Source organism: Citrobacter sp. RHBSTW-00881 (assembly GCF_013728515.1).
GTDB classification, from domain to species: Bacteria; Pseudomonadota; Gammaproteobacteria; order Enterobacterales; family Enterobacteriaceae; genus Citrobacter; species Citrobacter braakii.
In genome coordinates this window covers 4,109,672-4,123,048 of sequence record NZ_CP056269.1, presented here as the reverse complement: position 1 = coordinate 4,123,048, position 13,377 = coordinate 4,109,672, and the positions used below count along the sequence as shown (strand labels likewise).

Sequence of the window (13,377 nt, the reverse complement as noted above, 5' to 3'; positions counted from 1 at the left end):
TCCGATATGTCATGGTTAGATATCGAACCTATACTGTAACTGTCTTTATACAATGCAGTAATCAGCTCGGCACAGATGAAATTTTAGTCATTTGCACTCAACGTCACGGTAATTAAGAGTCAGGTAGTATGAACAGTATAATTAATGAACAGGTTGAGTATGATTCCACCAGAAAAAGCCTGAAACATCGCGATACGACAATAATTCTTTCGGCATCTACCGCGAGACTACTTGAGCTATTCATTGCCCATAAAAATCAACAAGTCCACCGCGAGTTTATCATTGAAGAAGTGTGGAAAAAGCATGGCATGGCCCCATCGGGTCATAGTCTTAATAAAAGCATCAGTATTTTGCGAAAAGCATTTAGTGAGCTGGGGGCGGGTAATCCCATTGAAACGCTGCCCCGGCAGGGATTTTTGTTCCATGCTTCGATCAGCGGTGAATCGTCATCTTCCTGTGAAGATGAAACTGTGCGTTCGGTAACTGAGACGGTGAACTCATCCGTAAGACCAAAACGTAAAAATATTATTCTTTTCATTTTATTATTTGCATTTCTTGGAAGCGCCATATTTATCTTTTCAGCTCTTAATTCAAGATCCAAAAATTTTATCTATATCAGGGCAATAGATGATTGTGAACTTTATACTGCCGATGACAATAATGCTGATAAAACAAAAGCATTTTTATCTTCTGATATGTGGCGAAAAGTAAATGCGGCTTGTCATGATGGCAAGAAAACAATTGTTTTTTATGATGATAATAATTTATCAGCCGGCAATGATCTTAGAGTGAATTTGCTTGGGGTTTGTACGTTAGAGAAAGGAGGGGGTGTCCGTGAATGTGAAAATTTTGTTTATTAGTGGGGCAATCTTTCTTGCAGCGATAACAGCATATTTTTTATATCGCCATCAAGAACCTGAGACGCTGACCTGCTCGGCAAAAACTTACCTGCATCTGGAGGCGCAAACTCAGGGGGTAAAAATTGAAGGTGAAGTTCTGCTGGTTTTTCGTATTTCTTCTGCTACCGAAGGGCGGGTATCTCAGGTAGGAAGCCTCAATATTCAGGGTAAAAATTATGCTGTAGATCGTAATGTTATCCTGAATTTTATTGGTAAAGATCGTGATGGTTACCTGCAGACCCGTCGTGTAGCTATTGTTAAAAATAAAAATGATAATGTTCCTGATGACGTTACCGAACAACTCATGTCACGACAGGAAATTTTTTATTATAAGATCATCCATATCGCCAAAAATGTCTATGCGATCAGAGATCTGCGACGTACGTTAATGGTTTGTCGGGCAGCATAAGTAACAATAATATGTTATCCTTACGGTTTTAGTAGTTTTATATTTTGTCGTTTTTAGTGTTCGTGGTTTTTTATTTTGTCTTACAGTGAAAATGAGCAATAGGATTTGTATTGATGAAGAATTAGGATTTTTCCTTTTTCAATAATTAAAATGGCCTTAACATTTAATGGTAATATTCATATGGATAAGCGTGATTATAAATTCTGAAACTGCGTGAGATGACTTATGGATAAAGTTATTTCGCGGACTGCATTGTAATTTCTGGAGGCTAAAGGTGTTGTATATTCTCTCGTGTATAAAACGAGGGACCTGCCATGCCATAAATTTAAGTTGGTGGTAACTATGAATACGAAAAAGGTTTTTCTGCTCAGTTATGATATTTTTCTTTTCTCAGGGATAAAAGCGTGGTTGCCAAATCTGGTGTTGGTCGATGCGCGGGCATTTATTTCTGGTTCACAGTCAATTATTCCACGGTATCCATCCTGTTTACTGGTGATCGATAACCGGTTACCATTATTCCAGGTCAGGAAGTGGTTTCAGAGAAATAGCACGCAGTTTATCAATATAAACTGTATTGTTCTTCGGATGAATGAAAATCGTTCTATTAATCGGGGGTACGAGGAGTATGCATTCATTAATGGACGGGAACTATCGGATCAGCTGATTTCTCAGTTGAGAGCCAATCTAATGGCACCCAATGAGGTTGTGGAAGTCACTAAAGGTTCAGCGATATTTACTTTTCATTTGACTGAGTTTGAAGAGAAAATGCTGTATGCATCTTTCACAAAGGAAAAATTGCACGATTTTTGTCATGCTAACTCGATAACAATTAAGTCAGTGTATCGATATCGGGAACGCATTACCGCTCGTCTGGGATTTTCTCATTTTAATGAAACTATCATTTTTTTAACCAGGAATAATCTATTGCATGAAGGTTCCTCGACGAACAGTCATTCTGGTAAGAATGTAATATACGGCGAAGCATATGATGTCTCAGATTCTGGTCGACTGAGTATGGCAATAAGGAATGAAGAAATCATTCCTTATTTTCAACCCATCGTAAATATAAACGAAGATGTCTGTGGTGTTGAGGTTTTGGCTCGTTGGCCACAGGGGGATAATTATGCTATTTCTCAGCGTGAGTTTATACCGCTGGCTGAAAAATGTGGCTTAATGAATGAGTTAACGAGCTATTTAATGAACGCCGTCGCGCGTAATCTGGTCGACGGAAGCGAGGATTTCAATAAAACTTTATTCGTCTCTTTTAATGTGAGTCCATCAGGTTTAAGTAACCCCGTCTTTTATTGGGAGTGTCTTAATTTTATGGAAATAACGCAAAGGCTACCGATAAAATTGATGATTGAAATAACTGAAAACCAGACTCTCACTATTACTCCTGCAATCAAAGAACTGATACGATCGTTGCGAAACAGAGGGGTTCTGTTTGCTTTAGATGATTTTGGGACGGGATACGCTAACCTTTGCTATCTCAATGAGTTAGACCTGGATGTTATAAAAATTGATAAAACGTTTATCAAAGCTATTAAAGAAGTTGAGCAACATATCCCTATGCTCGAGTCAATCATTCACCTTTCCGAACTCCTGGGGTTACGCATGGTGGCGGAAGGCGTTGAACATGGCTATCAGCAGCAATGGTTGGGGAAAAATAATGTTGATTACCTGCAGGGTTATCAATTTTTACCGCCAGTGACGTTTGATGATTTTATGCGTTACTACAAGCAGTCTTTAGATTTTTTTGAATCAGCGTCGGATTCTACTTTCTCAACGTAAAGCCTTTCGGGAACATCAGGGGCGGATGCCTCTGATGCAGGTTTTTTTGTCGAGGTGAGTACGATAACTCCCGCCTGTCTGGTGAAGGCGATAGCCTGTTGTGAGTGAGGCATCGTTTGTTTATGTATCTAATACGGGGTATTTATAGCTGTATCAGCGTTAATTAAACCGATGCCGAGGTGAGTTCCTGGCCATGCGTCATTTCCTGACAAAATTAAGAGTCTGGTTTCCGCCGCCTCTTATCTTAGTACTTTTTCTCGTTGCGGATGTGCTGACGGCGAGTCCGCGTTTCACATTCGGCGGGGTGAATATCGTGATAAGCACATTGCTGGCCGGCGTCAGTCTGTTGGTGATATTGCATACCGCGTGGCAGATGCGGATGAAACGTACGACCCTGAATCCGCTGCATGCACATAAATCGACCACGCTTGTTACCGGCGGATGTTATGCCTGGAGCCGCAACCCGATCTACCTTGGTATGAGTGGAATCCAGTTGGCCTTTGCTCTTTGCATCGGTAGCCTGACTGGAGTACTGGCTGTACCGGTGTTTATGCTGGCGGTTGCCAGATTACATATTGATTTTGAAGAGGAACAACTGCGAAAACATTTCGGGCTGGAATGGGAGCGCTATGAACAACATGTTCGCCGCTGGTGATAGTAATACCCGACCGCGTATAAGCATGCCTGTAACGACACGATTCGTGCGTAATTGAAACCGGATGATGCAAAAATAGGCGTTTGATTCGCAAGGCCATTGACGCATCGCCCGGTTAGTTTTAACCTTCTACCCCGTGCTCACATTCGTGGACATGTCCTTTTCAGGGCCGATATAGCTCAGTTGGTAGAGCAGCGCATTCGTAATGCGAAGGTCGTAGGTTCGACTCCTATTATCGGCACCAGTTTTTTCAATGAGTTACCTCGCTTTCATATAAACCACGTTTTCCCCTTGTGCCATATTTGTGCCACTGCGCTCTAAAATCGCGTCGATTTTGTTCGCGTGCTCGGTGAGGTGTCCAGCCGAAAGGTGCGCATATCGCTGTACCATTTCCAGTGTTTCCCAGCCGCCCATCTCCTTCAACGCAAGAAGGGAAACTCCGGACTGAACAAGCCAACTTGCCCAGGTGTGCCTTAAGTCGTGGAAGCGGAAGTTGCTAATGCCTGCCCGCCTTAGTGCTCCGCTCCACGCCTTATTACTGTCTGTGCGCATTTTTCTCACTGCTGGCGTTTTTGTTCCGTCACTTCGCCATGCCGGTGTTGTATGGACAAACACCCATCGATGGTGTTTACCCTGCTGTCTGGCAAGTATCTGACATGCGGTCTCGTTAAGCGGCACGCCGATGGCATTCCCTGCCTTCGTTTCATCCGGGTGCATCCATGCCATTTTTCTTTCGAGGTCCACCTGCGACCATTCCAGATCGGTGACGTTTGACCGTCGCAAACCTGTAGTGATCGCAAACATAACGACCGGGAAAAAATGAGGCGCAATTTCAGCGAATAGCCGTTTGGCCTCATCGTCAGAAAGCCAACGAATACGCCCGTTTTTAACCCGCGGTGTCGATATCTTTGGCGACCTGTCCAGCCACCCCCATTCCACCGACAAATTCAGTATTGCCCTCAGAATTGCAAGGTGGCGCGTTTTGGTTCCACGCGCTGCCAGCTTTGCTTTATACTCCGGGACAGGCTTGCCCAGCCTTAAACACCTGTCTCTGGTCATTTCCCAGTTCAGACGATGGCGGCGGTTCTCCATCCCGTCTACCGCTGCCGTTATTCTGTCTGCTGTAATATCCGATAGTTTCCAGCCCCGAAAGTGCAGCATCCAGAAACCGATGATGCTCTTATCGTCGTCCAGGCTTTTCTTATCTTCCTTCTCCCGCAGCCATCGAATGCAGGCGTCGTTAAACGTCCTGTTCGGTGCCTCCCCCAGTTTATCAACACGCCAGGCTTCCATTTTCAGACGATCGTGAAGTTCCTGCGCCTGCCTTTTGTCCGTTGTTTCAAGAGACTGTCTAATTCGCTTTCCGTTTGGCGCGACGAAATCGCAATGCCATGTTTCGCCACGCTGTTTGATTGACATGCTTTATCCTCCTGCACATCAACCGCATTCACCGGCTGATTGTGGATCGGGTTCTTTACTGCTGCAATACAGTCTGTTTTGCAGATCAGGTAAGGGCTTTTTTTCTTGTGAGGATTCTTTCTGGTAGCAGCCAGGCGGCCAGACTTAATCCACTGCGCGACCGTGCCTTTATCCAGTTTCAGGAAAGCGGCAGCCTCATCTCTGGTGAAAACCTCTTCTTCCATAGATGCTCTCCTATGGCCCCAACCGGGGCCGGTTGTCTTAATGGCCGTCTCTTCGCCATGCGAATGGGATAGATTCGGGAACAATCCACAGGTGACGCATGTTTGCTACGTTAATCAGGTCTTTTTGCGCCGGGAAAATCTCTACAGCATCCCGGTCCTGATAGCCGACTGCGTTTTTAATTTCTTGCAACGCATCCCACGTGATGCCGTCTTCCCAGCGGCCACTGGCACCCATGCTGGTGGTATTAATCGACAGTCTGATCACGCCGTCCGCTTCCTTAAATTCCTGCACAAGAAAGTAGGCGTTAACCCATACCTGGCTACGTTTAGGGTCATACATCTTGATGGGCCAGCTTTCTTTCGGTACTGGTTTGAGTGTTCCAATCACGATTTCATCCCCCTGTGTTTGCCGCGCTTTTCTGCGTCAGCCTGGCAGTCCGCACACATCCGGCAGCCGGGAACAGCCCGGCGCCGCGCCTCTTCAATCGCATCACCGCATTCGTCACAGTGAGTCGCTGATACCGCGTTGCGGTCGATACGGTGGGCCTGAATAGCGGCTTGTCGCTGGAGCTCTTCAAGCTCGCAGGCGGCGTCGATAGTGTCTGGTCTCATGCTGCATGCTCCTGTTTAATCCCCAAGCGCTGACAGGCGGTTAGAAAAATTGGCGCTTCTTTCTCAATACCAATAAATGATCGCCCCGTTTCCTGGCAGGCCACTCCCGCGGTACCGCTTCCCATCGTGAAATCAAGCACGACGTCTCCGGCGTTGCTGTAGGTTTCGATGATGTACTTCAACAGCGCCAATGGCTTTTGTGTTGGGTGAAAATTCCCGGTCTGCTTGTCGCTCGAGAAAAACTGAACGTCTCTCGGGTACCGGCTGGTTGAGTCGTACTCAGTCAGGGATAATGCCTTGCCGTAACACTCCGAATTAACCGTCTTGCGCTTAGACGTGCGCCTTGGATGGCCGTGCGTAAACTGTGGGTTATAGGTCGGCTGGCGGCGGTAAAACACCTGGATGTTTTCGTGGGCGCGCAGTGGCTGCTTTTTGGCATTCAGGAAACCAGTAGCGTTTCCTTTCTCCCAAATCCACTCGCTACGCCAGTGCCGTAGGTTGCTGCTGACCAGCACGCTGGTAAACGGCTGTGCGGAAAATAGCACAATGGCCGCCGACGGTTTGGCGATGCGGTACAGTTCACACCACATCACCTGCAGGTCGAGAACAGAGTCCCAGCGGCATTGCGTGGTACCGTAGGGAATATCCGCGCACACCATGTCAACCGATCCGTCCGCTAATGTCGGGAAAATGTCGAAGCAATTAGTGTTATGCACTCTGATCATGCCGCACCGCCTTCATTCTTCTCCGCTTCAATAACAAGCTGGTTCAGTTTGTTGTGCACCCGGGCTACCAAAGCCTGAAATTCCTCTTCCGTCGCCACGGGAATAGGAACAAAACGAATCCCTATTTGCGCCAGGCTATTTGCCATCTCAAGGGACTTTCTCAATTCAACAGGTGATGCTCTGTTCATGCTGCACCGCCTTCAACACGCTGGAACGTAATTACCCACACCCATGGGTTAGCCTGCCAACTCTCTTCGCCGTAGATGGATTTCCATAACACGCCGTAACAGTCCTGCATTGATAAATGGGACCAGTCACTTGGCTCGCCAGGGAACAGCGCAGGAAGAGCAGATGTTGGATAATCGCCAGCAAAACCCTCAGCATCCACGTCTTCATCGCTGATGTTCTGCAACCGCTCCACCCGCACGCCAGTAATCTCCAGCGTGATGCGGCTGGCCCAGCGCGGCATGTGAATAGATGGTGTCCAGCGCTTAACCTTGCACTGAGCACCATCATCAGTGTCAGCGCGATAGACAAGGCGCTCACCGCAATCACCAAACGTCTCGCGCACCCAGATGCGATCGCCGACTTCACCGAACGGGCACGGATACCAGTAGTCGCCGCCGTTATCGTGTTCTCGCCACGGCCAAAGCGTGCCATCATCTTTTTCACCAATATCCATACAGTCGGATTTTACGATCCGCCGCGTCTGCGTTTTCCGTCCGTCGAGAATGGCGCGAACCATCTCAGCGTTAAAAATCATTCCGCGTTCTTTCACGATTCCACTCCATACCGACCATTAAGCCGGCCAATGACACTGTTAAACTTCACCAGACTTATGCCGAATGGCTTCACCTTCTCGTAGTGCTTACGGAGGATCGGAGGGCATACATCGTTCCACTTAGGTTTCGGCTTTTGCTTCAATGCTGCCTTTAGTTCCTCAGTGCAGCGTTTAGCCTGTGCGCGTATCGCGTTTTCCTGCTCTGCTGGCGTCATGCGACCTCCCGCTTAGCCAAAAGCTTCTCGCCGAACTCCAGCAACTCATCGCGGTTCACTGTGGTAAAACGGCAGTGAGTGCGCGGCCACGGATGCCAGATAATCAGCATTGATCCTTTGTTGTTTCCGTCTTTTTTCTTGCCAGTCGAGGGCTGAACAAAAGAAAGCCGACCGCCAGTGATGAACCGCACTTCGCTGGCCGTCTCGATTGCCTGGCTGAACCAACCTACGGAGGTGTCCGCCGGGAGCAACATCACGCAGCCGATCCGGCTCCATTTGTTTTCGTGCGCCACCTTGTCGACAAACGGGCCTATGTCGCTGTACGGCGGGTTCAGCCATACATAGCCCTCTGCGTACCCCATGGCCTGAGGCCACGAGGTGGTAAGGGTGTTTTCTTCTTCCGAAATAAACAGGCGGCACAGGCGGTTTTCTTCGGTGGCCGCGGCGTCCATCTGGAAGATGAATTCCGCGTTCAGTGCCGCAAACAATGCTGGCGGCGTGCGCCAGCTATCGCGCTGCTCTGGCGGGGTGTTGCTGCCGTTGAAATCAGTCATTGGTACGCTCCGGGTCAAACTCAGGCCAGTTATTGCGACGGTGGTTTTCTTCCAGGCGGCGCTGCTGAATGTCTTCGAGTGATCGGCCAGTCATTTCGGCTACGCTTTCATTCGACAGTAATTCGAGCAGCGCCAGTTCCTGCTGAGTCCATGGCTCATCAGAACGGAATGTCATCGTCAAATTCCGGTGTCTGGTTTTGCTGGCGCATTGCCTGTTGCAGGCGCGAATCAGGGACGGCGTTAGGGTCATTCTGAGGCGCGCCCCAGCCACCTGAATTTTGCGTATTAGGAGCACCCCATCCGCCGCGAGACTGGTCATGTGGCTTGCGGTCATCCTTGTCTTTTACAGTGCGCTCCAGCGTGGCGATCGTTTCTGCTGGCGTTTTTTCGAAGTACTCTTTGTAAGTCAGGCGCGATCCAGGCTGGAAAATATGCCGGACCTCAAATTTGTAGCTGTCGCTGCCGTCCTGTTTGGTGGTGAGAACTTTTTGCAGGAAAAAGCCAGCGCGCTTGCCTTCCAGTGCGGGAAGAAACCATTCAGTACCGTTCTGGCCCTGCCGTTGTTGCGGTTGCGCATCCTTTACCTGAGCAGCCCACAGAAGGGCAGAAATCAGCCCCATGCCAAATGTCTGGCTGCCATCACGGCCAAGAAAGTTGATGCGTAAAAAATTGGCTTTTTGTCCGTTAACATCGATGGATAAAACAAGAGCCTGTGACTGCGAGCCGTCTTTACCAAACTCATAAACGGCAGAGAGAATGTCGCCTTCATAGGCACCGGTATCTGTAATACCGGCAGTTGCGCCAGCTTTAAGAGCGGCTTCGGAAGCCTGCTTATTCCATGAAAAAGCTACAGGTTGATTCATCATTTTTTTGCCTCGTTATAAGTCAGAGAATTCGGTTATGGCGGCATCAAATTTCGCCAGGTCGTTATCCATTTCCGTAATGCCATTACCGATCAGATCTGGCGGGCATTTAACGGTGTCGTTGTCATCTCCCTTCAACAGGAACAGATGACGGCCATCGCGCTTGATAATTCGAAGCACAATCGGGAAGTAACCTTCCGGGGTAAGTTTTTCGTTCAGCATCTTGCCGACGGTTTTCATGCGCACTTTCCCTTCGCTGTCTTCGGTATGAGCGAGGAAATAAACACGGAAGTCGTCAGGCAACTGGGTGGCGGCCTCAATGATTCGCCAGGCATGCTCGGCCATTTCAGTAAATTTGGTGTATCCGGTCTCATATGCCCGGTTCATGTTTTCGTGCTGCATGACCGCCTGAAAATCGTCGATGATGAGCATCCGACGTCCGCTGTTTGCCATGTTTTGAATAACGTTAAACAGGTGACGGCCGTCGCGAATATCAATGACGTTCCCACGCTGGATAGAGTTATCCGGCAGTCTTTTCCCATGCAATTTCCAGCCGCCATTGTTTTTAAATGGCAGTGCCTTACGAATGCAGCGGGCAAGAATGGCGTTTTCCGGGTTTACGTTGCGCAGGCTGTATGTCTTACCGAAACCGGAATCAGCAAGGATCAGAGTCATCATCGCCATACATCACCCCTCAATCAGCCAGTGATCGACCGTGAAGCGCATGTCTTCATCAAGCTCTGTCCCGCTCATCCAGCGCAGATACCCTTTATCAATGCGCGCCACTTCTTCGAAGGTTTTCCCCTTGTATTTACCGAAGCGCATCATGTGCAGCAGGGATGGTGAGTTAGAGATTTCCCGCATTTCTCCGATACTCCATTGCGCTTCCCGTCCCATGTACATCAGCAGTTCAGCCGTGACATAGCAGTCATACAGCGCGCGGTGCGCATACAGACCTTCCGGCACTTCCGGTTTCAGGCCGAGGCGATAGCGCAGGTACTGGTTGCCGTGCGACTCAAATTCCGGATACAGCTTGCGCGCCAGCTTTAACGTGCAAATCCAGGGGGCAGTGACCTGTGGCAGCTTGCCTTTGTCAAATGCCGCGTTGTGGGCCACATAGGCATCAGCGCCCAGGTACTTCCCGATCACATCAGAGATAAGCGGAGCATCGGAAACCATATCCTCGGTGATGTGGTGAATAGCCATCGCCGAGAAGCCGATAGGCTCAGCAGGGCGAACCAGATCGCTCATCGGGTTGCAGATAACGCCTTTGACGATATCCACGCTGGCAATCTCCACCACGCCGCCCTCAAAGCTGGTTGTTTCGGTATCAATTACACGCAACATTGTTGAACTCTCCTGTAATTGCGTCGTTTACTGCGTCAAATTCAGCGAGCTGGTTAGCGACTCGCTCCAGGTCTTCGGGTTGCAGTCTGTACGCCAGACAAAGCATGGCGATCAGCATCATTCCTTCGAGACGCTTTACCATCTGCGTTTCCTCGTTCGTGTTGCCTGTGCCGGGTGCAACAGGAAAAAACGCTCAGCACAGCCTTTGTCGTGGCAGAAATGACCTGTACGGCTTGCCATGGCGGTATGAATGGTGCGGACGTCGCAGTCATCCGGATGACGAAGCTGGCCGCACTTGTCGCACATCACTGAGTTGAGATGTTCCGTAGCCGAAGCCAGGAAAATGCTTTCTGCATGACTTCCGGCCACGCCGCGCGAATCGACGTACTCGATAATGTCTTCCGTGCGACCATCGCTGTAAGTGAACGGGCCGCGACCAGTAAGCTTTACGATCTGCGAACCGAGTTTGAGACGAGAACCGACAGGAAGTGCTGCCAGTCGTTCAGAGGAAATACGCGGTAATGGATTCATAATTAACACTCCATAAGGCTGAGAGAATCCCGGCACCATGGCGGCTGCCTGTGTCGATTAATTTGGTTTTGCCCGTCAGGGCTTATTCGAGCTTTTCACCGCAGAGTGGGCAAAAAGTCATTTTCAGACTGGCTTCGAGACGGTTCTTGTTTTTAGCCATTTCGCCGTTTTTCTTTTTGGCGCGGTAAGCGAGGCGGTATTTCAGCATCACATGCATTTTGCTATCACCAAGAGAATACACAGTGTTTTCCCAGCCGGTATCAAGCATGCTTTCGCTTACTTCGGCACCGTCAGGTACCTTAACAAGCAGGTGTTGTTTCAATTTTTCTGCTGCGGTTTCGATGCAATTACACATTTCCATCACCCTAAAATGAGGCCGGATACCCGGCAGGTTTTTCATCAGCCCGGACAATGCGCTCAACCGGGAAACACTCGCCAGCTACTTGCTGTTCAACTGCGGCGGCTTCGCATTGCTGCAGGTTGTCGTAAACACCGACTACAACATCCTGAAAGTCACCGTTGGTCAGGCCGACAGTCAGTACCAGGGCAAATAACGTGTTCATGGCTGCGCTCCTGTTGCCTGGCGGTATTCTTCAACCGCTTTGGTCCACATCAGCTCATCACCGAGAAAACGGGCGATGACGATTTTGTTTTGAGCAGCGCGGACTTTGTTGAGGTCCACAATGCTTTTCTCGATAACATGGCCCAGGCCAGCTATGACCATCTGGTCACGGTTCAGGACAACGCTTTCGCGCGGGCTGCCAACCAGCGTCAGGCGCCAGAGGGTGCCATTGGCCATCGGGGTAACTTTGTACTGATGGTTGTTATGCGTAATTTCCATCTCATCCTCTGCCGTTGTCGCCCGGCTGGCGGAGTTAAAACTATCTGCGCTGATGGTGGGCCTCGCTGGCGGCGCCAGGCGCTTGTCTTCTGGTTGTCTCGGTGGACTGCAATTCACCGCCGCGAAGCCCGCTGTTTGGATGAGTTAAGTTTACAGATAAAACTGTATTCTCGTCAACAGACAAAACTGTATTATTTCCGTTTTAATACATATCTATCTGTAAAATTGAGGAATTTATTTTTGATGGGCGTAAAAAAACCGACTTGCGTCGGCTTGTGGTGGGGGATGAAAACGGTTAGCGTTTTCGACGATAAATTCTGTGCTCTATCATGACGCCAATTATCTGCACGGGCTGCGTATCACAGTTTATTACCGGGTAATCATCGTTTAAGGGAACCAACTCGAAATGCTGAATGCCTTTCATATCGGTATATGTGGGCCTGTATTTTTTGAATGTAGCTTCTTGCCCACCATTTTTGGCAACCACAAATTCACCTGGCGCTGGTTCCAGTTCCGGATCAATAATAATCACATCTCCGGCCTTGAAGTCAGGCTCCATTGAGTCGCCTTCAATTCGCAATGCGAAGCTGTGCTCCGAAAGGTCCAGGTCCGTAAGTATGTATTCGAAATCACCGTCAAATGCTTCGATAGGTTTTTTCTCCGCCAGGGCGCCAGCCTGAACATAGCTGATAAGTGGTACACGTCGGGAATTTACCTCACTCGTCGACATGAACGCGCCGCCATTCATCAACCATGATGGATCACAATTTAACGCCTTGCCAATGCCTACAATGTTTCGTGGTTTCAGCGTCTTACCGTCTTCAATACTTTGCCATGATTGTTGGCGTATACCAGCTTTTTCAGCGGCTTCTGTTTGGGTAAGCCCCATCTCAATTCTTTTTTGCTTTACGCGATCTGCAAGGCTCATAGCACTCCCCTTTTAATCCTCCCTGATAGTCACAGTTAAAACTGTATTTGACAAACAGAAATAACTGTTGTTGAATACAGATAAAACTGTGGAGGGCATATGGAAACAATTTCTCAACGCCTCAAGAAAAAACGCGAAGAGATGAATCTGTCACAAGACCAACTGGCAAAGCTTGCCGGTATGCGGCAGCAGTCTATTCAGGCTATCGAATCTGGCTCTACGAAGCGCCCACGCTACCTGGTTGAGCTGGCTCGCGCGCTTAAGTGCAAGCCGGAATGGCTTCTTTTCGGAGATGACCAGAGCAAATCAACTGCCGCCTGACCGGCGGCCCAACACCAAGAGGAAGTATCACAAATGGACACCTTAACGACACGCAACAAATTGGAGGCCCGGAGGATAGAGAGCTGGCTCAACGGCCAGATGGTTGAACTGGGCATTACGTCACTGGCAAAGCTGGCCGGAGTGAACAAGTCAACGGTAAGCCGCTGGCGGGAAAACCTGGTGCCGAACATGTCTCTGCTGCTGGCCATTCTGCTGGCGAACCGGGAAGCCGGGAAAGGTGACATGGAGGCTTGAATGTCTG

The 13,377-nt window shown here is 49.0% G+C and carries 25 protein-coding genes and 1 tRNA gene; 7 read left to right on the top strand and 19 right to left on the bottom strand.

Annotated features, from left to right (window positions below; translation table 11 throughout):
• The first annotated feature begins 128 nt into the window (after positions 1 to 128).
• The 5 genes from HV311_RS19960 (at position 129) to HV311_RS19940 (ending at position 3,998) form a co-directional block, all read left to right on the top strand.
• Entirely contained in the window at positions 129 to 860 is a 732-nt protein-coding gene (locus HV311_RS19960; RefSeq protein ID WP_191220390.1) for a winged helix-turn-helix domain-containing protein, read from the top strand.
• Entirely contained in the window at positions 835 to 1,308 is a 474-nt protein-coding gene (locus HV311_RS19955; protein WP_047498186.1) for a hypothetical protein, read from the top strand. Before HV311_RS19960 ends, HV311_RS19955 begins: the two co-directional genes overlap by 26 nt.
• Before the next feature lie 342 nt (positions 1,309 to 1,650).
• Entirely contained in the window at positions 1,651 to 3,099 is a 1,449-nt protein-coding gene (locus HV311_RS19950) for an EAL domain-containing protein (RefSeq protein ID WP_049281691.1), read from the top strand.
• 193 nt (positions 3,100 to 3,292) lie between these two features.
• A complete protein-coding gene (locus HV311_RS19945; protein ID WP_191220389.1) occupies positions 3,293 to 3,754 on the top strand; it encodes a methyltransferase family protein in 462 nt (153 codons plus the stop codon).
• A 168-nt stretch (positions 3,755 to 3,922) separates the two neighbouring features.
• A tRNA-Thr gene (locus HV311_RS19940) sits at positions 3,923 to 3,998 on the top strand.
• Between the two features lie 14 nt (positions 3,999 to 4,012).
• Here the strand turns inward: HV311_RS19940 and HV311_RS19935 are convergent.
• The 19 genes from HV311_RS19935 to HV311_RS19855 all read right to left on the bottom strand — a co-directional run bounded on the left by HV311_RS19935 (position 4,013) and on the right by HV311_RS19855 (position 12,794).
• Complete coding sequence (locus HV311_RS19935; RefSeq protein ID WP_326928899.1) at positions 4,013 to 5,167, bottom strand: site-specific integrase; 1,155 nt, start codon at positions 5,165 to 5,167, stop codon at positions 4,013 to 4,015.
• Positions 5,050 to 5,397: a helix-turn-helix domain-containing protein gene (locus HV311_RS27885; RefSeq protein WP_317101379.1), complete on the bottom strand. Its 348-nt coding sequence runs from the start codon at positions 5,395 to 5,397 to the stop codon at positions 5,050 to 5,052. Before HV311_RS27885 ends, HV311_RS19935 begins: the two co-directional genes overlap by 118 nt.
• A gap of 37 nt (positions 5,398 to 5,434) precedes the next feature.
• Positions 5,435 to 5,785 carry a DUF7694 domain-containing protein gene (locus HV311_RS19930; protein ID WP_191220387.1) on the bottom strand — a complete coding sequence of 117 codons (351 nt, stop codon included), beginning with the start codon at positions 5,783 to 5,785 and terminating at the stop codon, positions 5,435 to 5,437.
• Positions 5,782 to 6,009 (bottom strand): TraR/DksA family transcriptional regulator, encoded by a 228-nt coding sequence (locus tag HV311_RS19925; protein WP_191220386.1) that lies wholly within the window; start codon positions 6,007 to 6,009, stop codon positions 5,782 to 5,784. The genes HV311_RS19930 and HV311_RS19925 overlap by 4 nt, the downstream gene beginning before the upstream one ends.
• Positions 6,006 to 6,734: a DNA-methyltransferase gene (locus HV311_RS19920; protein ID WP_191220385.1), complete on the bottom strand. Its 729-nt coding sequence runs from the start codon at positions 6,732 to 6,734 to the stop codon at positions 6,006 to 6,008. Before HV311_RS19920 ends, HV311_RS19925 begins: the two co-directional genes overlap by 4 nt.
• Positions 6,731 to 6,922 carry a DUF1382 family protein gene (locus HV311_RS19915; protein ID WP_191220384.1) on the bottom strand — a complete coding sequence of 64 codons (192 nt, stop codon included), beginning with the start codon at positions 6,920 to 6,922 and terminating at the stop codon, positions 6,731 to 6,733. The genes HV311_RS19920 and HV311_RS19915 overlap by 4 nt, the downstream gene beginning before the upstream one ends.
• Entirely contained in the window at positions 6,919 to 7,512 is a 594-nt protein-coding gene (locus HV311_RS19910) for a hypothetical protein (protein ID WP_191220383.1), read from the bottom strand. Before HV311_RS19910 ends, HV311_RS19915 begins: the two co-directional genes overlap by 4 nt.
• Positions 7,509 to 7,730, bottom strand: a complete 222-nt coding sequence (locus HV311_RS28100) for a hypothetical protein (protein WP_326928876.1) — start codon at positions 7,728 to 7,730, stop codon at positions 7,509 to 7,511. The genes HV311_RS19910 and HV311_RS28100 overlap by 4 nt, the downstream gene beginning before the upstream one ends.
• Entirely contained in the window at positions 7,727 to 8,284 is a 558-nt protein-coding gene (locus HV311_RS19905) for a phage N-6-adenine-methyltransferase (protein ID WP_191220382.1), read from the bottom strand. The genes HV311_RS28100 and HV311_RS19905 overlap by 4 nt, the downstream gene beginning before the upstream one ends.
• Positions 8,277 to 8,459, bottom strand: coding sequence for a hypothetical protein (locus HV311_RS19900; RefSeq protein ID WP_191220381.1), 183 nt, complete (start codon positions 8,457 to 8,459; stop codon positions 8,277 to 8,279). Before HV311_RS19900 ends, HV311_RS19905 begins: the two co-directional genes overlap by 8 nt.
• Complete coding sequence (locus HV311_RS19895) at positions 8,443 to 9,147, bottom strand: hypothetical protein (protein ID WP_191221210.1); 705 nt, start codon at positions 9,145 to 9,147, stop codon at positions 8,443 to 8,445. The genes HV311_RS19900 and HV311_RS19895 overlap by 17 nt, the downstream gene beginning before the upstream one ends.
• Before the next feature lie 15 nt (positions 9,148 to 9,162).
• Positions 9,163 to 9,831 (bottom strand): ATP-binding protein, encoded by a 669-nt coding sequence (locus tag HV311_RS19890; protein WP_191220380.1) that lies wholly within the window; start codon positions 9,829 to 9,831, stop codon positions 9,163 to 9,165.
• A 3-nt stretch (positions 9,832 to 9,834) separates the two neighbouring features.
• Positions 9,835 to 10,494 carry an exodeoxyribonuclease X gene (gene exoX, locus HV311_RS19885; protein WP_191220379.1) on the bottom strand — a complete coding sequence of 220 codons (660 nt, stop codon included), beginning with the start codon at positions 10,492 to 10,494 and terminating at the stop codon, positions 9,835 to 9,837.
• Positions 10,478 to 10,636, bottom strand: coding sequence for a hypothetical protein (locus HV311_RS19880; protein WP_191220378.1), 159 nt, complete (start codon positions 10,634 to 10,636; stop codon positions 10,478 to 10,480). The genes exoX and HV311_RS19880 overlap by 17 nt, the downstream gene beginning before the upstream one ends.
• A complete protein-coding gene (locus tag HV311_RS19875) occupies positions 10,630 to 11,025 on the bottom strand; it encodes a hypothetical protein (RefSeq protein WP_191220377.1) in 396 nt (131 codons plus the stop codon). Before HV311_RS19875 ends, HV311_RS19880 begins: the two co-directional genes overlap by 7 nt.
• Before the next feature lie 82 nt (positions 11,026 to 11,107).
• Positions 11,108 to 11,425: a hypothetical protein gene (locus tag HV311_RS19870; RefSeq protein WP_326928875.1), complete on the bottom strand. Its 318-nt coding sequence runs from the start codon at positions 11,423 to 11,425 to the stop codon at positions 11,108 to 11,110.
• Positions 11,391 to 11,588 (bottom strand): DUF1482 family protein, encoded by a 198-nt coding sequence (locus tag HV311_RS19865; RefSeq protein ID WP_191220376.1) that lies wholly within the window; start codon positions 11,586 to 11,588, stop codon positions 11,391 to 11,393. The genes HV311_RS19870 and HV311_RS19865 overlap by 35 nt, the downstream gene beginning before the upstream one ends.
• On the bottom strand, positions 11,585 to 11,983 hold the full coding sequence (kil, locus tag HV311_RS28095) for a host cell division inhibitory peptide Kil (RefSeq protein ID WP_326928874.1): 399 nt from the start codon (positions 11,981 to 11,983) through the stop codon (positions 11,585 to 11,587). Before kil ends, HV311_RS19865 begins: the two co-directional genes overlap by 4 nt.
• Positions 11,984 to 12,161: 178 nt before the next feature.
• Complete coding sequence (locus HV311_RS19855; RefSeq protein ID WP_191220375.1) at positions 12,162 to 12,794, bottom strand: LexA family protein; 633 nt, start codon at positions 12,792 to 12,794, stop codon at positions 12,162 to 12,164.
• A 99-nt stretch (positions 12,795 to 12,893) separates the two neighbouring features.
• Here HV311_RS19855 and HV311_RS19850 point away from each other — a divergent pair, with 99 nt between their 5' ends.
• Both HV311_RS19850 and HV311_RS19845 read left to right on the top strand, forming a co-directional pair.
• Positions 12,894 to 13,115 carry a helix-turn-helix domain-containing protein gene (locus HV311_RS19850; protein WP_191220374.1) on the top strand — a complete coding sequence of 74 codons (222 nt, stop codon included), beginning with the start codon at positions 12,894 to 12,896 and terminating at the stop codon, positions 13,113 to 13,115.
• 33 nt (positions 13,116 to 13,148) lie between these two features.
• The gene (locus tag HV311_RS19845; RefSeq protein WP_191220373.1) at positions 13,149 to 13,370 is read left to right on the top strand and encodes a CII family transcriptional regulator; all 222 of its coding nucleotides are present in this window, start codon (positions 13,149 to 13,151) and stop codon (positions 13,368 to 13,370) included.
• The last annotated feature ends 7 nt before the right edge of the window (positions 13,371 to 13,377 follow it).